19 protein-coding genes are annotated in these 19438 nt (G+C 56.4%); 6 read left to right on the forward strand and 13 right to left on the reverse strand.

Features of this window, described 5'->3' with window-relative positions; genetic code table 11:
• Nucleotides 1-134: 134 nt before the first annotated feature.
• The 8 genes from dedD to E5C26_RS17080 all read right to left on the reverse strand — a co-directional run bounded on the left by dedD (nt 135) and on the right by E5C26_RS17080 (nt 8043).
• Nucleotides 135-884 carry a cell division protein DedD gene (gene dedD, locus E5C26_RS17045; RefSeq protein ID WP_135317368.1) on the reverse strand — a complete coding sequence of 250 codons (750 nt, stop codon included), beginning with the start codon at nt 882-884 and terminating at the stop codon, nt 135-137.
• Nucleotides 885-2147 carry a bifunctional tetrahydrofolate synthase/dihydrofolate synthase gene (folC, locus tag E5C26_RS17050; protein ID WP_135317369.1) on the reverse strand — a complete coding sequence of 421 codons (1263 nt, stop codon included), beginning with the start codon at nt 2145-2147 and terminating at the stop codon, nt 885-887.
• Nucleotides 2148-2298: 151 nt separating this feature from the next.
• Entirely contained in the window at nt 2299-3207 is a 909-nt protein-coding gene (gene accD, locus E5C26_RS17055; RefSeq protein ID WP_135317370.1) for an acetyl-CoA carboxylase, carboxyltransferase subunit beta, read from the reverse strand.
• Nucleotides 3208-3437: 230 nt separating this feature from the next.
• On the reverse strand, nt 3438-4100 hold the full coding sequence (locus tag E5C26_RS17060) for a DedA family protein (RefSeq protein WP_135317371.1): 663 nt from the start codon (nt 4098-4100) through the stop codon (nt 3438-3440).
• 75 nt (nt 4101-4175) lie between these two features.
• Nucleotides 4176-4997: a tRNA pseudouridine(38-40) synthase TruA gene (gene truA, locus E5C26_RS17065; protein WP_135317372.1), complete on the reverse strand. Its 822-nt coding sequence runs from the start codon at nt 4995-4997 to the stop codon at nt 4176-4178.
• The gene (locus E5C26_RS17070) at nt 4997-6007 is read right to left on the reverse strand and encodes an aspartate-semialdehyde dehydrogenase (RefSeq protein ID WP_135317373.1); all 1011 of its coding nucleotides are present in this window, start codon (nt 6005-6007) and stop codon (nt 4997-4999) included. Before E5C26_RS17070 ends, truA begins: the two co-directional genes overlap by 1 nt.
• Nucleotides 6008-6094: 87 nt before the next feature.
• Nucleotides 6095-7216, reverse strand: a complete 1122-nt coding sequence (gene pdxB / locus E5C26_RS17075; RefSeq protein ID WP_135317374.1) for a 4-phosphoerythronate dehydrogenase PdxB — start codon at nt 7214-7216, stop codon at nt 6095-6097.
• A 53-nt stretch (nt 7217-7269) separates the two neighbouring features.
• On the reverse strand, nt 7270-8043 hold the full coding sequence (locus tag E5C26_RS17080) for an AraC family transcriptional regulator (protein ID WP_012146051.1): 774 nt from the start codon (nt 8041-8043) through the stop codon (nt 7270-7272).
• A gap of 117 nt (nt 8044-8160) precedes the next feature.
• Between E5C26_RS17080 and E5C26_RS17085 the strand changes: the two genes are divergently transcribed.
• Nucleotides 8161-9075 carry a DMT family transporter gene (locus E5C26_RS17085; protein WP_135317375.1) on the forward strand — a complete coding sequence of 305 codons (915 nt, stop codon included), beginning with the start codon at nt 8161-8163 and terminating at the stop codon, nt 9073-9075.
• A 119-nt stretch (nt 9076-9194) separates the two neighbouring features.
• Entirely contained in the window at nt 9195-9953 is a 759-nt protein-coding gene (locus E5C26_RS17090; protein ID WP_240776058.1) for a hypothetical protein, read from the forward strand.
• A gap of 157 nt (nt 9954-10110) precedes the next feature.
• Here E5C26_RS17090 and E5C26_RS17100 read toward each other — a convergent pair whose 3' ends face one another.
• The 3 genes from E5C26_RS17100 to E5C26_RS17110 all read right to left on the reverse strand — a co-directional run bounded on the left by E5C26_RS17100 (nt 10111) and on the right by E5C26_RS17110 (nt 12730).
• Nucleotides 10111-11529, reverse strand: coding sequence for a sensor histidine kinase (locus tag E5C26_RS17100; protein ID WP_135317377.1), 1419 nt, complete (start codon nt 11527-11529; stop codon nt 10111-10113).
• A complete protein-coding gene (tctD, locus tag E5C26_RS17105) occupies nt 11516-12190 on the reverse strand; it encodes a transcriptional regulator TctD (protein WP_017893510.1) in 675 nt (224 codons plus the stop codon). The genes E5C26_RS17100 and tctD overlap by 14 nt, the downstream gene beginning before the upstream one ends.
• A gap of 219 nt (nt 12191-12409) precedes the next feature.
• Complete coding sequence (locus tag E5C26_RS17110) at nt 12410-12730, reverse strand: hypothetical protein (protein ID WP_135317378.1); 321 nt, start codon at nt 12728-12730, stop codon at nt 12410-12412.
• 299 nt (nt 12731-13029) lie between these two features.
• Between E5C26_RS17110 and E5C26_RS17115 the strand changes: the two genes are divergently transcribed.
• From E5C26_RS17115 to E5C26_RS17125, 3 genes are read left to right on the forward strand one after another with little or no spacing between them, the layout of a single operon-like run.
• Nucleotides 13030-14010, forward strand: a complete 981-nt coding sequence (locus E5C26_RS17115; protein WP_135317379.1) for a Bug family tripartite tricarboxylate transporter substrate binding protein — start codon at nt 13030-13032, stop codon at nt 14008-14010.
• Nucleotides 14011-14022: 12 nt separating this feature from the next.
• A complete protein-coding gene (locus E5C26_RS17120) occupies nt 14023-14454 on the forward strand; it encodes a tripartite tricarboxylate transporter TctB family protein (protein WP_135317380.1) in 432 nt (143 codons plus the stop codon).
• Nucleotides 14455-14465: 11 nt separating this feature from the next.
• Nucleotides 14466-15983, forward strand: a complete 1518-nt coding sequence (locus tag E5C26_RS17125; RefSeq protein ID WP_135317381.1) for a tripartite tricarboxylate transporter permease — start codon at nt 14466-14468, stop codon at nt 15981-15983.
• Between the two features lie 33 nt (nt 15984-16016).
• On the opposite strand, the gene E5C26_RS17130 is transcribed toward E5C26_RS17125, so the two are convergent.
• Together E5C26_RS17130 and E5C26_RS17135 are read right to left on the reverse strand one after the other, a co-directional pair.
• Entirely contained in the window at nt 16017-16646 is a 630-nt protein-coding gene (locus E5C26_RS17130) for a CatB-related O-acetyltransferase (RefSeq protein WP_135317382.1), read from the reverse strand.
• 159 nt (nt 16647-16805) lie between these two features.
• On the reverse strand, nt 16806-17801 hold the full coding sequence (locus tag E5C26_RS17135; RefSeq protein WP_135317383.1) for a DMT family transporter: 996 nt from the start codon (nt 17799-17801) through the stop codon (nt 16806-16808).
• Nucleotides 17802-17972: 171 nt separating this feature from the next.
• On the opposite strand from E5C26_RS17135, the gene pdxR reads away from it, so the two are divergent.
• Nucleotides 17973-19430: a MocR-like pyridoxine biosynthesis transcription factor PdxR gene (gene pdxR / locus E5C26_RS17140; protein WP_135317384.1), complete on the forward strand. Its 1458-nt coding sequence runs from the start codon at nt 17973-17975 to the stop codon at nt 19428-19430.
• Nucleotides 19431-19438 lie beyond the last annotated feature (8 nt).

Raw genomic sequence — 19438 nt, forward strand, 5'->3', positions numbered from 1 at the left:
ATAAAAAACGGCGATAACAAAATTCTCAATCGCCGCGCCTACATAGGCCATTTCAGCTACGAAAGGCACATTATTTTTAATGATTATATCGGCATGACTCGATTATGGGGCACAGCATGCTGCCCCCCATAAACTTAACGTACGCCGTACGGCTTCACCTGACCGCTCAAACCACTGATCGAGTTCAACGCGGACAGAGAAGACTGCAGCTTCTGTTTTGAGGCATCCGGGCCGACGTAGATCCGGGTGATCTGGCCCTGTACCGGCGTTGACGGCACGGTAAAGGCACGGTAACCGGACAGCCTGAGCGATGCCACCACCTCGTTCACCTTGGCGGCGTTCTTCAGCGCACCGAGCTGCACTACATAAGCCTGCCCTGCCGGCGCTTTCTCTTCCGTCGGTTTCTGCACGGGTGCAGGCTCAGGCTTGGGTACTGGCGTTGGCTCAGGTTTCACCACCGGCTTCACCTCTACCGGTTTCGGTACCGGTTTTGGCTTCACTTCTACCGGTTTGGTTTCTACCGGTTTCGGTTTTGGCTGTGGCGTCGGCTGCGGCGTCGGTTGTGGACGGCTTTCGACCGGCGGCGTAACCAACGTAGGTTGCTGCGCCGGTTGACGAACGGCCTGCTGCGCTGCGGCCTCATTGGCCGCCTGCTGTTCAACCAGTGCGCCCGCTCCTTCCGGCGGCTGTGCCGGCAGCGGTTGGCTTACCGGCGGCACCACGTCGTTTTCTTCCACATCACCGGCCTTCGGCACCAATGGGATGGCGGCGAATTCGTCCTCATAATGTTTCTTTTTACCGTCCAGCAGCCCTGGCAGAATAATCACCCCCAGCGCGACCAAAATCACGGTACCGACCAATCGGTTTTGAAATTTACTTGCCACTCACACTCCCCGCTCGTCTAACGCCGCCATAACCTGTGCAACGGTGTGGAACGATCCACAGACGATCACAATATCCTGAATATCTGCGTCCTGCATAGCCTGACGCCAGGCAGTTTCGACATCGGCAAACTGCCGCGGTTCCGTCAAATATTGCGCCAACAGTTCAACGCTGGCCCCGCGCGGCCCGTCCAGCGGCGCGCAATACCACTCATCGACCTGCTCACTCAGACAGGCCAGGGTACCGGCGATGTCTTTATCCGACAACATCCCCACCACCGCACGCACCTTGCCGCCATTGCGCGGTAAGGTCGCCAGACGCCCGGCCAGGTAACCTGCCGCGTGGGGGTTATGCGCCACGTCGAGGATCAGCATCGGTTCGCGTCGCACAATCTGGAATCGTCCTGGCAATGTCGCCTGCTGCAAGCCGGTGAAAATCGCCCGCTCATCAATTTCCAACGCAGAAAAATGCAGCGCAGCCAGTGCCGTCGCCGCATTGGCTAACGGCACGTTGGGCATCGGCAAATCGGTCAGCAAAGTGCCACCGCCCTGCCACTGCCAGCGTTCGCCCTGTTCGCTGAAAGTCCAGGCATCGCCACGGCGATACAATTGGGCACCCAGCGTTTGTGCGACCTGCTCAATGGTAGCCGGCATATCCGGTTCCCCCACCACCGCCGGTTTACCGCTACGGAAGATCCCGGCTTTTTCACGGCCAATGCTTTCGCGATCGTTGCCCAGCCAGTCGGTATGATCCAACGCGATGCTGGTCACTACCGCCACGCTCGGATCGACGATATTGGTCGCATCCAGGCGGCCGCCGAGCCCGACTTCCAGGATCACCACGTCAAGCTTAGCCTGTTTGAACAGCTGCAGCGCCGACAAGGTGCCGAATTCGAAATAGGTCAGCGAAGTTTCACCCCGGCCCGCTTCAATAGCGGCGAACGAGCGGCAATGTTCGGCCTCACTCAGTTCATCGCCCTGAATACGGACCCGCTCGGTATAATGCACCAGGTGCGGCGAGCTGTAGACGCCAACGCGCAAACCGGCCGCCATCAGGATGGTTTCCAGGGTGCGACAGGTGGTGCCTTTACCATTGGTACCGGCTACGGTAAATACCGTCGGTGCAGGAGAGAGTAAATCAAGATGCGCCGCAACGCGCTGTACGCGTTCCAGGCCGAGTTCGATCGCCTGGCTGTGCAGACGTTCCAGATAGAAAAGCCACGAGCTCAATGGCGACGTGGCTTGGGGAATTTGGTGGTTTTGCATGAGTCCCGTCACTGAACTTGGGTTCATTAATCCATCAGGGCACCACCCTCACCGCGGTAAAGGCGATGCTCTCCGTTATCAGCCGTCATTTAGCCACAAAATGGCGGCTGATCCCCGCGCCGATGGCTACCGGCGCGGGGACCTATTGATCTCAGGCGTCGGCCTGATTTTCCTGCTCGGACAACGGCGCGGCTTCATCGAAATGCGGCTGCGGCTGGTTGGTCAGCTTGGAAAGGATACTCGCCAGAGTCTGACGCATTTCCGGACGGCGTACGATCATGTCGATCGCGCCTTTTTCAATCAGGAACTCACTGCGCTGGAAGCCCGGCGGCAGCTTTTCACGCACCGTCTGCTCGATAACGCGTGGGCCGGCAAAGCCGATCAGCGCTTTCGGCTCGGCGATATTGATATCACCCAGCATCGCCAGACTGGCGGAAACGCCACCCATGGTCGGGTCGGTCAGTACCGAAATGTACGGCAGACCACGTTCCTGCAATTTGGCCAGCGCTGCACTGGTTTTCGCCATCTGCATCAGCGACATCAGCGCTTCCTGCATACGGGCACCGCCACTGGCTGAGAAACACACCAGCGGACAGTTGTCTTCCAGCGCCTGCTCAACCGCACGTACAAAACGCGCGCCGACCACGGACGACATGGAACCGCCGATAAAGGCGAATTCGAACGAAGCGGCGACAATCGGCATGCCGTACAGCGTGCCCTTCATCACGACCAGCGCGTCTTTTTCACCGGTCGCTTTCTGTGCGGCAACCAGGCGGTCTTTATACTTTTTGGAATCCTTGAACTTCAGAACGTCTTTCGGCTCCAGTTCGCTGCCCAGCTCCACTTCACTGCCTTCATCGAGCAGGGTATGCAGACGCATACGCGCAGTCATGCGCATGTGGTGGTCGCATTTCGGGCACACTTCCAGATTACGCTCCAGCTCGGCGCGGTAGAGAACCTGACCGCAGCTATCGCATTTGGTCCACACCCCTTCAGGAATACTCGCCTTACGGGTTTGGGTGATATTGCTCTTGTTAAGAATTCGTTCAATCCAGCTCATCGATGACCTTTCTGTTTGAACCTGGCAGACGCCAGTCCGCTGTTCATGCTTTAACAATCCCCCCGAGAACACCAATGAAAAAATGCCTGAGCAAAACGCGGCATGCGCGCAAGCAAGGCACAGGTTTCAAGGTTGTTAACAGGAACAGACCATAAATGTCGCTCATTAAACCATATCGGCCCGACTCTGTGGACAAAAAACTGGTCGAACCGACAGGTTAAGCGATGTTTTTACTGTTTTTGCTGGCGGGCAGCCGCACGCTTATGGCGCCAAATTTCAATGACACCCGGCAGAATTGAAACAATGATGATACCCACGATCAACAGTTTCAGGTTTTCCTGCACGATCGGCAGATCGCCGAAGAGGTAGCCAGCATAAGTGAAGAGCAGCACCCAAACCAGTGCACCAATCACGTTGTAGGCGGCGAAATGGCGATAGGACATATGCCCCATACCGGCGACGAACGGCGCAAAAGTACGCACGATCGGCACAAATCGCGCCAGAATAATCGTTTTTCCACCGTGTTTTTCATAAAACTGGTGGGTTTTATCCAGATAGCTGCGGCGGAAAATTTTCGAATTCGGGTTACTGAACAGCTTATCCCCGAACAACCGGCCAATGGTGTAGTTCACCGCATCACCCAGTATCGCCGCGCCGATCATCAACGCGACCATGGTATGTACATTCAGATCGTTGGTCGGCAATGCCGCCAGCGCACCGGCAACAAACAACAGAGAATCACCCGGCAGGAAAGGTGTCACCACCAGTCCGGTTTCGCAAAACAGGATCAGGAACAAAATGGCGTACACCCACATACCGTATTGCGCGACCAGTTCGGCCAGATGCACGTCAATATGCAGAATAAAATCAATTACAAACTTGATGATGTCCATAGGTTCTCTCTTTTACCGGGTGTCTCACCCACCCGGCAGGTACACAAGGGAACAACGCGTCAGGCGCGCCGGCGTTTAATCGTCGGGTAAAAACAGTGGCCCCATTGGCGGCCGGGGTAGGGCAAAGTGCTCAGGGTAATCAACGCTAACCAGGTATAACCCGTCGGCCCGCGCCGTCGCCGCAGCCAGATTACGATCCTTCAGTGCCAGTAACTCGGCCATCCAGTTCTCATCCTGATTGCCGCAGCCAATTTCCATCAGGCTACCGACAATATTGCGAACCATATGATGTACAAAGGCATTCGCCTTGATATCTACCACAATATACTCACCGTAGCGCGTAACTTTAACGTGCTTTACGTTACGCCACGGCGTGCGCGACTGGCATTGCACGGCGCGGAACGAAGTAAAGTCGTTCTCGCCCAACAGCGCCTGCGCCGCCCTTTCCATCCGTTCGGCATCCAGCGGGTGATAAAAATGGGTCATCCCCTGCTGCAATACCGCCGGGCGGTAGCGGTGGTTATAAATAATGTAGCGGTAACGGCGCGCAGTCGCGCTGAAACGCGCATGAAAATCTTCACTCACGCCAGTCACCCACCGCACAGCAATATCCGGCGGCAAATGAGTATTGACGCCCATCGTCCAGGCCGCGTCCTTGCGTTGCGCGGTGGTTTCAAAATGCACCACCTGACCGGTGGCATGCACCCCGGCGTCGGTACGCCCGGCGCACAATACGTTGATCGGCGCATCCGCTACCTTGCTCAACGCCTGTTCCAGACAGGCCTGCACGCTGGCAACTTCCTGTTGACGCTGCCAGCCGTAATACTGGCTGCCGTCATATTCAATCCCCAGCGCGATTTTCAAAGTCGGCTGGGTGGGTAAGACAACTTCAGACATCAGTACATCTGCTCCTGCACCAGACGCTCTGCGGTTTCGATCGCCATCAGCGCGCCGCCGAAACGCACGTTGTCGGCCACCGACCAGAACTGCAGGACTTCCGGAATACCGTAGTCATTACGCAAACAGCCGACGCTCAACGCATCGCTGCCAGAGGCTTCCGTCACCTGAGTCGGGTAGTCGTCTTCTTCGCTCAGTTGGATATCATCCATCTGTTCCAGCTCGCTGCGCGCTTCTTCTGCTGACATCGGGCGCAACGCTTCCAGGTGAACCACCTGCGCATGGCCGTAGAATACTGGCGACTGCACACAGCTGACAGAAATCGGCAGTCCTTCGTCCTGCAGCACTTTACGTACCTGATCGACAATCAAACGCTCTTCACGCACGCTGCCCTGTTCGTCGGCCAGCAACGGCAACAGGTTGAACGCCAACTGCTTGGCGAAAACGCCCGCTTCAGCCGGAATGCCATTCAGCAGGCGCGCACTTTGGCCAGCCAAATCGTCGACCGCCACTTTGCCGCGTGCCGATACCGACATCAGGGTGGTGACATGCAAACGGGAAAGCCCGGCCTGTTCGGTCAGCGGTTTGATGGCGGTCAGCAGTTGGCTGACCATGCTGTCGGCCACGGCAACGATATTGCGGTTACGGTAATCCGCCAGCACCTGGGGGTTCACCCCAGGCACCACCAACGGCACGTCCGGTTCCAGCGCAAACAGGCCGCTGGTGTCGATCACCAGGCAGCCCATGTTGCCAGCTTCTTCCGCGTAGCGGGCCGAGGCTTCGGTACCGGCGACGAAGAAAGCCAACTGCGCCTGTGACCAGTCAAATTCTTCCGCGTTTTGCACCAGTACCGATTTGCCGTTGAAGCGCACCGTGGCACCGGCGCTACGAACACTTGCCAATGGATAGAGTTCGCCCACCGGGAACTGGCGTTCCTGTAATAATTCCAGCAACGCTTCACCTACCGCGCCAGTGGCGCCAAGCAGAGCGATATTCCAGCCGTCAGACATTGGGTTTCTCCAGAGTTTATTCAAATGCAGATGGGCGGCAATCCGCCGCCCTGATAACAAAATTAGTCGCTGTGGCTTAAGAAAGCCTTATGCCGTCAGGAAACCCAGCTTGTGCAACAGCTCCGCACTGGCGCTGTCATCGCACTGGACGCGTAATGAAGACCATTCGCGGCGTTCCTGGTAATGCTTGCGCAGACGATCAAACTCGCCCGGTTGCCCGGCCACTTTGCGCAGCGGCGCATCATCGCGGCGCACATCATACACCAAGTGCATCAATCGTTTTAATTTGCCTTCGTCCAGCGGCCCATTGAGTTGGATCTGGCTGAATTCGGGCACAGGCAACAGCGAGGCCAGTTCGATTTGCTGTGGCTGGCCCAGGTGACGGCTGAAGGCCTCGAACACCTGAGTGGTCCCCCGCGCCTTGCCTTCCAGCGTGTAACCGGCAATATGCGCGGTACCGATATCCACCCGCGCCAGCAACGGCAGGGAAAGCTCCGGTTCCGGTTCCCAGACGTCCAGCACGGTACTCAGCTTTTTGCCTTTTTCCAGCGCCTGCAACAGCGCAGCATTGTCCACCACCGCACCACGGCAGGCGTTGATCAGAATTCGATTGTCCGGCAGCGCCGCCAGCAGTTCAGCGTCCACCAGATGCAGCGAGTTATAAGAGCCGGATTTATTCAATGGCGTATGGAAAGTAAGCACGTCGGCTTCCGCCACCAGCTTTTCCAACGGCCAGAACTCGCCGGCATCACCGCGTTCAGCACGCGGCGGATCGCACAATAAAGTCCGTACCCCCAGGGCCTTCAGGCGGGCATCCAGACGCGAACCCACGTTACCGACACCGATAATGCCGACGGTTTTATCGCGCAGTTGGAAACCGTCGCGTTCGGCCAGCAGCATCAGTGCGGAGAACACATATTCCACTACCGCGATGGCGTTGCAGCCCGGTGCCGCAGAAAAACCGATGCCCTGCTGTTGCAGCCAGACGTCATCTACGTGGTCGGTACCGGCAGTTGCTGTGCCGACAAAACCAATACGGGTGCCGGCCAGCAGCGCTTCATTCACTTTAGTCACCGAACGCACCATCAGCGCATCGGCATCGGCCAGCGCAGCACTTGGGATCGGGCGGCCAGGTACCGCCTGTACATTCCCCAAACGACTGAACAACTCAGTCGCGTACGGCATATTTTCATCAACCAGGATTTTCACTTATTGCTCCGACGGTTTACGGCTATTTCGCTGGGAAATAGTGTGCCACTGAATCAGGCCCGGCGAAAGCGCTCGGGGGTGGTACCGGCGATTTGCTGGAACATGACAATAAACGCCGAGGCCGAGCTGTACCCTACCTCCAGCGCCACTTCCTGCACGGTTTTGCCCTGTTCCAGCAAGGATACGGCATGCAGGAAACGCAAACGCTGGCGCCATTCGCTAAATGACATGCCCAGATCCTGCTGGCAACGGCGCGACAGCGTACGTTCGGTGGTATAGACCCGGGCGGCCCAGGCGGCGAGCGACGTATTGTCCGAAGGACAGTGTTCCAGCGCCTCCAGCACCGGTGCCAGGAATTTGTCTTCGGATGACGGCAGGTAGGTTTGTTGAACCGGCGACAGATGCAGTTGGTCGATCAGCGCCCGACACAGGCGCAGGTCCTGTTTGCTCTGCGGGATATATTGTTTGCGTGCATAAAAATCTTCGGCAATGGCGCGGAAAATAGGCGTCACGCTGACCAGGCAAGGGTCGACCGGCATCCCGGCGCACAACGGCAAGGCAATATCGACCATGCGGCACTGCGCCAGCCGCTGGTTATAACAAGAGTGTTCAATTTCCGCAGGCGCCCACAGCACAAACTCCGGCGGCGCCAGAAAACGTTGACCGCCAATGCGCAGCACCATAACACCGGCCTTGACCCACATCAGTTGCCCCCAGCTGTGCCGGTGCGGCTGAAACTCCGTGCGAGCATTGAATTCCTCGCAGCGGAACTGCACCGGTCGTGGCGCCGGGATCAGTGCTTCGGGGTAATGACGGATTTCTGGCATGGTTTCGTCCCGTGACTTGTCTTGTTTAGGGCAAATGTTGTCTGGATATCGCTATATATAATAAACCGGACACGGGTAAACTAGCCAGTATGTCCGTCGTTAATGAGAATAATTATCATGAATATGCTGTTCCCTCTGCTGGCGGTGTTGATTTGGTCAATCAATGCCGTGGTCAGTAAGCTCTCCGCTACCGCCATCGATCCGGCCGCTATCTCCTTCTACCGCTGGCTGCTGGCGCTGATCACGCTGACGCCTTTCGTCCTGCCTGGGGTGATCCGCCACTGGGTGGCAATACGCGCCAACTGGTGGAAGTTGCTGGTCCTCGGCATGCTGGGGATGGTGCTGTATCAAAGCCTGGCCTACTACGCGGCGCACAGCGTCAGCGCGCTGTTTATGGGCATTATTGTTTCCCTGATCCCGCTACTGACCATTTTGATCAGTATTGTGTTATTGCGGGTAGCACCGACGGTGGGCATCGCGATCGGCAGCCTGTTGTCGCTGGCCGGTTTGATTTGGCTGGTGAGCGCCGGTAACCCGGCCGAATTGCTGCAACATGGCATCGGCAAAGGCGAGTTGATGATGTTTGCCGCCACCGCTGCCTATGCGCTGTACGGCGTACTGACCAAGCGCTGGGCGATTGCGCTGCCGAACTGGCAATCATTGTATGTACAGATAGTCTTCGGCGTGGTGTTACTGCTGCCTAATTTCCTGATGGCGCAGGACGTCGCGCTGACCAGTCAGAACATCCCATTGGTACTGTTCGCCGGTATCCCGGCGTCAATCATCGCGCCTTACTTGTGGATCCATGGCGTGATGCGTCTGGGCGCCAATACCGCGTCGATCTTTATGAATCTGGCTCCGGTATTTACCGCCATCATTGCGGTAGTGTTCCTGCATGAACATCTGCACAGCTACCACTTGATCGGCGGCGGCATCACTCTGTTGGGGGTGATCCTGTCGCAACGTCTGCGCACACCGTTGGGCCGTAAGGCACCAGTCCCTGCCCCCACAGTAGCACCGTGCAAAAAGTGATGCTCAGCCGCACCGCCGGAATTCTCCGTGCTTACGCTTGAATTCCGGGAAACGGGCACACTCCTTTAAAAGGTTGTCTATGTAGGACAATAACTGTCCATCAACCAAGGAAGGTGCCCATGAGTTTTCAACTGCCAATAGAAGAAGATATTCGCCTGGATGAATCAGGGTTTCGGCGCAAAAGATTTACCTACGATAGGCGAGTCCATCATAGTTACATTTTTATCGCTGGCGGTAAGCTTTACACTGTAGTTTTTGGCAGCTTGAAGGAACTGCAGAAATTTACGGACATTGGCTACACGATGCCGTTAAATATCCCTTTTCCACAAAATGGTATGTCTGAAGTTTACTTTGACCTCTGGACAGATAGAGAGTCTTTTGGTGACTTCCGGCATGTCAAATTTAAAGGCCTTGCTGGCGGTGTTGTGTTAGAGCAGGTTGCATTGGCTATGCTCCAGCACTATCAAACCTTTACCATAGGTGGTTTTGTATTTCAGGCGGCGGGTGGTGCCATTGCCGATTTTGGAAGAAGTATATCGCTCGAAGAGACGTACGATTATATTCCTGGGTTAAAAGACGAACAGCGATACAATAAAAAAAACAGGTTTACCAAAAGGGAAACCCAGAAAGCTACTGCCAGATTACTTGAAAGCTTTCAAAAACGATTCGACCGGGAGGGCTTATTATGTCGTTACGCCGTAAAACCATGTACTTGCAAGCAGAAAATGACGAGAAACGATTGCTGCAAGGACTTGCTGCGACCGTCTCTGCTGATGTTCTGTCTACTGTTAGTATTCAAGGGGCAAGCGATGTCTTCCGTCATGACTTTCAGGATAGGCAGAAAAAATCCTCTGCCACGTTGCTACGCCGAAAGTTGAATCAGACAACTCTCGAACGAGAGCTCCAGGAAATCTAAAAAAGCCCCGAAAGGGGCTTTTTTGCATCGATTAACCCCAAACTTATCCTTCTTTCAGCGTAGTGAAATTATCTTTCCTGGCTCGACATCTATTTGGCCGAGAGTTTGTGGCTTTAGTGTTAAGGCAGCAGTTGAAAACGCACCCGTACCAGCAGGCCCCCCAGGGAGGCCGAGGTCAACAGCTCCGGGCGGGTGCCGTGATAACGGGTGATGTCGCTGACCAGCGCCAGCCCCAAACCGGCACCGGGCTGATTGCCCACGTTATCCAGCCGATGAAACGGCTGCAGCGCCTGTGCCGTATCCTGTTCGGCAATCCCCGGGCCGCTGTCTTCAATTTCCAGCACGCACTCTCCAGCCAACTTATCCAGGGTTAGTCGTGCCGTGACCGTGCCCTGATTCGGGGTGTATTTCAGCGCATTATCCAGCAGATTGGCGCACAGTTCGGTCAGCAGCAACGCCTCCCCGCCGACCCAACATACGGATTCTCCCTCATACCCCAGATCAATGCGCTTACTGCGCGCCTGCGGCAGCCGTGAAAAACAGGCATCGCGCAGCACCTGCGCCAGATTCACCGGCTGTAACTGGTGATCGGCATGGTGTTCATGGGCTTTGAGTCTGGAAAGGTAAAGCAGACGATCGGTCAGCGCCACGGTGTTATCCAGTGTAGCGCTCATCGCTATCAGGCTTTCCCGCCACTGCTGCGGTTGATCGCTGGCCAGCGCTACCCCCACCTGAGTTTTCAGTACGGTTAACGGCGTGCGAAGTTGGTGCGAAGCGTCGGCACTGAAACGTTCCTGACGCGCTACCATCAGCCGCAGCCGTTCAATATAACGGTTGAATGCCAGCAACAGCGGCTGCATTTCCGACCAGGGCAACACCATCGGCAACGGCGTCAGTTCACCCGGGTCACGCCGTAACATAATGCCGGAAAGTTTGCGCATCGGTTTCAGCACCCGCTTGAGTAGCGCGAAGGCCAGGATCATGGTCAAAACCACCACCGTTCCCTGGCTGAGCAAGGCGGAAAGCATCATTTGCCGCGCCAGATAACGGCGCGATTCCAGCGTTTCCGCGACCAGAATGGTCGCCATGCCCATTACGCCGGATTCGTTGATCGGCTGAAACAGCGCAGCCACGCGAATCGGTCGGCCGCGATATTGGGCATCATAAAAATGCACCAGAGCCGGATACAGACTGGAACGCAGGATATGAGGCGGCATCGGCGGCAGGTCGTTATAGCCTGAAATACTGTCGCCCTGCGGGGAGATCACTTCGTAATAAAGCTGATCGTTCATGTTGCGCTCGAAGCTGTCGAGCACGATATAGGGCACGTCCGCCTCCAGCCGGCCATTGCGTACCACCAGCCGTTCCGCCACGGTACGTGCCGACGCCAGCAGCGTGCGATCGTAGGCCAACGTAGCGGCATTCATCGCGCTGAAATAGTGGGTATATATCGAGATGCTGCCCAGCACCAACAGGGGTAAGCCAAAGAACAACAACAGTTGATAAAACAGTGAGCGTGGCGCGTTAAACCACCTCATTGCAAAGCTCCAGGCTGTAGCCCAGACCACGCAGGGTGATGATCGCTACATTACTGCCCTGCAGTTTTTTCCGCAGCCGATGAACGTACAGCTCGATGCTTTCCGGGTTGGCCTCATCAGACAGGGTAAATACCTGCTCAAACAGCTGCTGTTTGGCAACCGGGCGGCCACGCCGGTGGATCAAGGCGGTCAGCACCGCCAATTCTCGGGGCGTCAACTGCAGCGGTTTGTCATCGAGTTGGAAATAACCTTCATCGTGATAGGTCAGCGCACCATACTGCAGCGCCTGTTGGGTGACGCCGACGCTGCGGCGCAGCAATGCCCGAATGCGCGCTTCCAGCTCATCGAGCTCAAACGGCTTGGTCAGGTAGTCGTCGGCCCCCAGATTCAGCCCTTTAACGCGATCGGCAACGTCGGTTCTGGCCGTCAGCAACAGCACCGGCAAATCCTGCCCGCGCTTACGCAGCCGGGCCAGCAGTTCCAGGCCATTAAGCCGCGGCAGCGCTACATCCAGCACCACCAGCGCATAGGTCTCGTTTAACAACAGGTGGTCGGCCGCCAACCCGTCCGGCGCAACGTCAACGGCAAAACCGACGCCGGTCAGCGCCTTTTGCAGCCAGTGGGATAGCTCGGGATGGTCTTCAACCAATAACAGACGCATGTTTCCATTCCATTGATTTATCTATACCTGCAGACCGAATACTGCGTGATGGTGCCCAGATCCGGCCTGTTGTGAATTAACATTTTGATAACCGAAGGATGGCACGGAAGACAGGGGGATAGAAGCGTTATGCCGGGCCAGTTTTGGGAGCTGGGGCACAATTGTGACACTGAATAAACTCTGGCCGCCGGCGCAGCCGTCTATTCAGTGGGCAGGCTATTATTTTTCTCTGTCGGCCAGGGCGATATCCAACACCGGCTGCAATTTGGCTGGCGTGAACGGAGGAGAAACCAATACCGAGCGATTATTGGCGGCAAAAACAAGATCAATACCGGTAATACAGGCCGTCATAGGGCAAACGTACTTATCACCTTTTGCTGTAGCGAAATGCAGTTCAAAAACGCCGATGTCCGGGCGCAGGCGTTTCAGCCGACACTCACCTTCCTCCCCGGAAAGGTCGGCATATGCCGACGGCAACATTTTGATAGCTTTGACTTTATCGCTGTCCCTGCCACCAAATAACTTCCCTAATGAAAACATAACCCTGCACCTGTAATAATTTTAATTTTGGCTATTTTATCTCAAGCCGCAGACGACAAAACTGATATTACGCAGGCTTTAAGCAAGGTTTATGGGCTGTTATTACCCAAGAGTATGTGCTAGCGCGGCAGCCAATTTGGCCAGCGATCGTGGTGCTATTGGCGCTAACAGGAGATGCATATCACATCCCTGAAACTTTTCCGCCGGTTGAAAGGTAAATGAAAGGTTGTTGATTTAACAATTCAGCAACCCGTATCGGCGGGGATCGACACCGACTGAAAAAAACCTTGGGGAAAGCAATGAAAAAAATAATCACCCGCACTCTGACCGCTACCGCCCTGCTGCTGGCAGCCAATCAGGCCTTTGCCGTGGAAGCACCGAAACGCACCGAATGTATCGCCCCTGCCAAGCCCGGCGGTGGGTTTGACCTGACCTGCAAGCTGATTCAGGTCTCGCTGCAGGAAACCAAAGCCATCGATAAACCGATGCGTGTTACCTACATGCCCGGCGGTGTTGGCGCCGTTGCCTACAATGCCATCGTTGCCCAACGTCCGGCAGAGTTCGGCACGGTGGTCGCCTTCTCCGGCGGCTCGTTGCTGAACCTGTCACAAGGGAAGTTCGGCCGCTACAACGTGGACGACGTGAAATGGCTGGCCGCCGTCGGTACCGACTACGGCATGATTGCCGTCCGTGCCGACTCACCATACAAAACCCTGAAAGACCTGATGGATGCCTTCAAGAAAGATCCAAACAGCGTGGTATTCGGTGCCGGTGCCTCTATCGGCAGCCAGGACTGGATGAAAACCGCCCTGCTGGCCCGTGAAGTCGGGATCGACCCTCACAAGATGCGTTACGTAGCCTTTGAAGGCGGCGGCGAGCCGGTTACCGCGCTGCTCGGCAATCACATTCAGGCTGTTTCTGGCGATCTGAGCGAAATGGTGCCTTACCTGCAAGGCGACAAAATCCGCGTGCTGGCGGTATATGCCGATCAACGCCTGCCTGGCCAGTTAGCCAATGTACCCACCGCCAAAGAACAAGGCTTCAATCTGGTATGGCCGATTATCCGCGGTTTCTACGTTGGCCCGAAGGTCAGCGAAGAGGAGTACCAGTGGTGGCTCGACACCTTCAAGAAAATGATGGCGACCGACGAGTTCAAAAAGCAGCGCGATCTGCGTGGTCTGTTTGAATTTAACCTGAGCGGCAAGGAACTGGATGCCTACGTGAAAAACCAGGTCAATCAGTACCGCGAACAGGCCAAAGTTTTCGGCCTGGCCAAGTAACCGGGGGCAACCATGAGCGATCGCATTTTCGCCGGTTTTTGGCTGCTGCTGTGTATCGGTGGCCTGTTTATCGGCTGGGGCATTCAGAGCGAATACAGCTACGAACCACTGGGGCCTCGCCCCTTCCCGCTGGCGATTCTCAGCCTGATGGCACTGTGTGCAGCGTTACTGCTGCTCAACAAGCCTCAGGTGGTTGAATGGCCGCATAACAAGGTAATGCAACGCCTGCTGGTGCTGGTGATTACGCTGGTGCTGTACGCCTGGGGCTTCGAGTGGCTGGGCTTCCCGCTGGCGACGACATTACTGACCTTCAGCATTGGCCTGCTGTTCCATGCCAGCCTGAAAGCGGCATTGGTGTCCGGCGTGGTGATGGGTGTAGCGCTGTATTACGCCTTTGATCGCTTACTTGATGTGACATTGCCACTCGGCGTTTGGCTGAGCTAACGGGGGCGAAAATGGAAACCTGGATGTATTTGTCTCAAGGGTTTGAGGTGGCGTTAGTGCCACAGAACCTGATTATCGCCCTGATCGGCTGCTTCGTTGGCACCATTGTCGGCCTGCTGCCGGGGTTGGGGCCGATCAACGGCGTGGCTATTTTGCTGCCACTGGCATTCGCTCTCAAACTGCCGGCCGAGTCTGCGCTGATCCTGCTGGCAACGGTGTATATCGGTTGCGAGTACGGCGGTCGTATCTCCTCGATACTGCTCAACGTGCCGGGTGACGCAGCGGCTATCATGACGGCGCTGGACGGCTATCCGATGGCGCAGCAGGGCCGTGCCGGTGTGGCGCTGTCAATCTCGGCGGTCAGCTCGTTCACCGGTTCGATCATTGCCATCGGGGGCATTATTCTGTTCGCCCCACTGCTGGCACGCTGGTCACTGGCATTCGGCCCGGCGGAATATTTTGCCCTGATGGTGTTCGCCATCGCCTGCCTGGGCAGCATGATGAGCCAGAACCCACTGAAGTCGCTGCTGGCGGCGCTGATTGGTTTGGGGCTGGCAACGGTCGGGGTCGATGCCAACACCGGCGTGTACCGCTTCACCTTCGACAGTGTGCACCTCTCCGACGGCGTACAGTTTATCGTGGTGGTGATCGGCCTGTTCTCAGTCAGTGAAATCCTGTTGATGCTGGAAAGCACCAGCGGCGGACAAAAATTGGTGCGCAAAACTGGCCGCCTGCTGTTCAACCGTAAGGAAGCCGCTCAGTGCGTTGGCCCAACGCTGCGTTCCTCGGTGGTAGGTTTCTTCGTCGGCATTCTGCCGGGCGCGGGTGCCACTATCGCCAGTGCGCTGACCTATATGACCGAAAAGAAAATCAGCGGCAACAGCGACACCTTCGGTAAAGGTGATATCCGTGGCGTAGCGGCCCCAGAGGCGGCCAATAACGCCTCGGCCTGCGGCTCGTTCATTCCGATGCTGACGCTGGGCGTGCCGGGTTCCGGTACCACGGCGGTGATGATGGGCGCACTGACGCTGTACAACATCACACCTGGCCCGGCGATGTTCACCGAACAGCCGGATATTGTCTGGGGGCTGATCGCCGCACTGCTGATTGCCAACGTAATTCTGTTGATCATGAACCTGCCGCTGGTGGGTCTGTTCACCCGCATGCTGACCATTCCGCTGTGGTTCCTGGTACCGGCGATTGCCGCGGTGTCTGCGGTTGGCGTTTATGCGGTGCACAGCACCACCTTTGATCTGCTGTTAATGGTCGGACTGGGGGTGTTTGGCTATATCCTGAGAAAAATGCACTTCCCGATGTCGCCACTGATTTTGGGCTTCGTGTTGGGAGAGATGCTGGAGCAGAACCTGCGTCGCGCGCTGTCAATCAGCAACGGGGAGTTTGGCATTCTGTGGAGCAGCAGCATCGCGCAAACCTTACTGGTGCTGGCGGTGGCCGTTCTGGTACTGCCGCTGGTGCTGCGCATTGTACGCAAACGTCGCCAAACGGCAGAAGCGGCCAAGGCCGAGTAAATTCAAGGGCGGGGTGATCCCCGCCCTTTTTATTTAACGCTTAATTTCAGCTACCGCCCGCTCGAGGGCCGCAATATCATCATCGGACAGCAAAGGCTGCACGCGGGTAAAATCCTCCGCCGACAAATCATAAATACGCAAAGCCAGTAACCGGGCGATGGTCTGCGGGCTAAACCGCCGCTTGATTGGCCGCGCCGGATTACCGCCGACGATAGTGTAAGGTTCAACATCCGCCGTCACAATGCTGCCTGCAGCCACTATCACCCCTTCCCCAACGGTCACGCCCGGCATCAGCATCGCCCGCATTCCTATCCAGCAACCGTCCCCGAGACGGGTATCTCCTTTCGGCTGATAAGCCGCCTCGATGCTTGCCATAAACGGATACAGACACAGCCAGTCGATTCGATGAGTATGATTGCCGCCCATCAGGATCACCGCCTCGGCACCGATACAGACGTAATCACCGATCAGCAATTGGTCTATCAAACCCAGCGCAGGCCACTGTTGGCTGATCGCATCGCCCTGCAAGTAGCGCACCACCGAGCGTTCAAAGCCGTGATCCCAACAGTCGCTGTAATAGCTATGGGTTCCCTTGACGATAATATTGGGATTGGTCACCGTTTGGTGCAGTAACTCTGTTTTTGACCAGTGTTTTTCAGTCATGGCAGTTTCTCTTTTATCTATTGCAAGAGCCACAGCCTAAAGTCTGTGGCAGTGTTTTTTGGTCGCAAAACACTGCCGAATTAAGCGATTAACGCCCGTTTTAATCTTGGGTTATGGGTCATTGTCGCCTCCAAATTTTGGCGCCATAAGGGTAACAAATCACGCCTCAGCCGTCTTGTTCTTCAACATCAGCACCCCGCCCAGCACCAGCGCACTGCCCAGCAGCTGCAACTGGTTCATGTTTTCCCCCAGCAGGAAATAGGCGATAACCGCCGTAAACACCAACTCCAGCGACAAAATCAGGTTCGCCACCGCCAGCGGCAAGGTTTTCAGACTGATGTTGTACAGACCAAAGCCCAACAGCGTCGGGCCGGCGGCCAGCGTCAGCAACAACAACCAACCGCGCCACTCGATGCCCTGAACGCCCTCGGAAAGGAACCACAAAGAACCGGTCATGCCATGAAAAGCCGCCAGCGGGTAAAACGTCAACGCAGCGTTGAACAGCCACTGGTAAACGGCCGAAAAACCGAACACGTACAAAATGGTATTCCACACCGGATAATGGCGTTCAGTCGCCACCCGCCCGCCCAGCGTGTAGAGGGTATAGCCAATACCGGACAGCATACCGACCAACAGCCCCAGCAGGTTAAAATGGCTGTTGCCCATGCTGTCACCGTTGCTGACCAGAAAACAGCCGCCCAGGCTGACCACAATCACCAGCAGCTGGCGCAGGTTCAGGCGTTCGCTGTAGATCATCCAGCCGAGAAAAACGGTAAAGCCCACCGAGCAGTATGTCAGGATCGTCGCCACCGACGCGCCGTTCAGCGCCACCGACAACGTCCACAAGCTGTTGAACACCGCCAGCAGCAGGCCATAACAGGCATAAAACGGGATCTGGGAACGCCGTAAACGTGCCCACTCAGGCTTGAACAGCAACAATGCCGGCAAGAGGACCAGGGCCACCAGCGCCGCTCGCCAAAAAGCCAGCACAAAGGTCGGCAGGTGATAATACTCCGTCAGCACGCGGATAATAATGGCGGTAAAAGCCAGCAACATGGCGCTGATAATAGCAATCACATAGCCCTGACTGCTGCCCTGTAAAATGCGCGCGCCGGGGAAAATCGGCCTGGCTGAAACACCCGATGGTAATGACATGACACCCTCAAAAAAACGGCGGTAATAGACTCAGGCAGAGATTCTAACGCCGCGCAATTTTGCCGCCAGAGCCACTTTTCCCCGATGTTGGGCAGGCCACTTTTATCCGCTTGAAGGCTTGTTGCTATGGGGTATAGTAAAAATCCCCAACGCTAACCGAGCCAATTACGCATGCATATTCCGTTAGACCGCCAACAGGATGTTCCACTGTATCTGCAAATTGAGGAGGCGTTGCGGCGGGCAATCCTGAGCGGCGCATTTGTCGATGGCGATAAACTGCCCTCCACACGCCAGTTGGCAGGCGAACTGGCCGTTAGCCGACTAACGGTGGATAACGCCTATGCCGAACTGGCAGCCAAAGGCTTTTTACGCCAGCGGCGCGGCAGCGGTGCCTATGTCCAGCACCCGCTGGCACAGCCCGCACAACCACAACCGGCAACCGATGCCCCTTTCCCGGCGGAACGTTTTACCACCCTGACCTCACGGCTGGATGGTTACCCCGATATCCCGCTGCCGGACAACATCATCAACTTTGCTGCCGGTGTCGGCAGTCCGAAAGTTTTCCCGCAGGAAGAGTTCCGCAAGATCTTGCTGTCAGTGCTCAGCCGCCATGCGGAAGAGGCCTTCAGCTATGGTGAATACTGCGGTTACTACCCGTTGCGCGATACGTTGGGAAGGATCCTCACCGCGCAGGGCATCCCGACCCATGCGGAACAGGTGCTGATCACCAATGGTTCACAACACGCCATCAGCCTGATTGTGCAAAGCCTGCTGGAGCCGGGCGATACGGTGATCGTTGAACAGCCGACCTACGCCGAAGCCCTGGGGCTGCTACGTCTGCACCGCATCAATATCGTCACCATTCCCAGCGATCGGCACGGCATGCTGGTTGAACAACTGCCCGCATTGCTGGAAAAACACCGGCCGAAGCTGATTTACACCATTCCCAATTTCCATAACCCCACCGGGCGCTGCATGAGTGAAGCCCGGCGGCGTCGCCTGTTGGCACTGGCTCAGCATGCCGGAGTGGTGATCCTCGAGGACGATTTTGTCGGTGATTTGCGCTACAACGGCAAGCAATTGCCCTCGCTGCGGGCGCTGGCGCAGCCGGGGGCGGTGATTTATGTCAGCACCTTTTCCAAAATGCTGTTGCCCAGCATGCGCATTGGCTATCTGGTGGCGGACAGCGAACACTATCAACGCATCGCCCGACTGAAACACGTCGACAGTTTTACCAGTTCCAATTTGATCCAGCGTGCGTTGGACGCCTTCGTCACCATCGGTCGCTACGACAAGCAACTGCGGCGTGCCGGGCGGATCTATCGCCAGCACCGGGATGTGATGGTCACCGCATTGCAGCAACAACTGCCACCAGGCTGCCGGTTTGAAACCCCGGAGGGCGGGCTGTTTATCTGGCTGATGCTGCCTGCCGCCGTCAGCACCGAAGCACTGATGCCGGTAGCCTGGCGAGAAGGCGTAACTTTTGCACGCGGAGAGTGTTTTTATGCCGAGGAACAGCGTGGCGCACACGGCCTGCGATTGAATTTCGCCGCCAACACGCCGCCGCTGATTGAAGAAGGTATCGCCCGGCTGTGCCGGGCGATTAGTCAGGTGATAGCGGTCGAATAAACCGGTGA

Source organism: Serratia proteamaculans (assembly GCF_004684015.1).
Taxonomy (GTDB): domain Bacteria; phylum Pseudomonadota; class Gammaproteobacteria; order Enterobacterales; family Enterobacteriaceae; genus Serratia; species Serratia proteamaculans_F.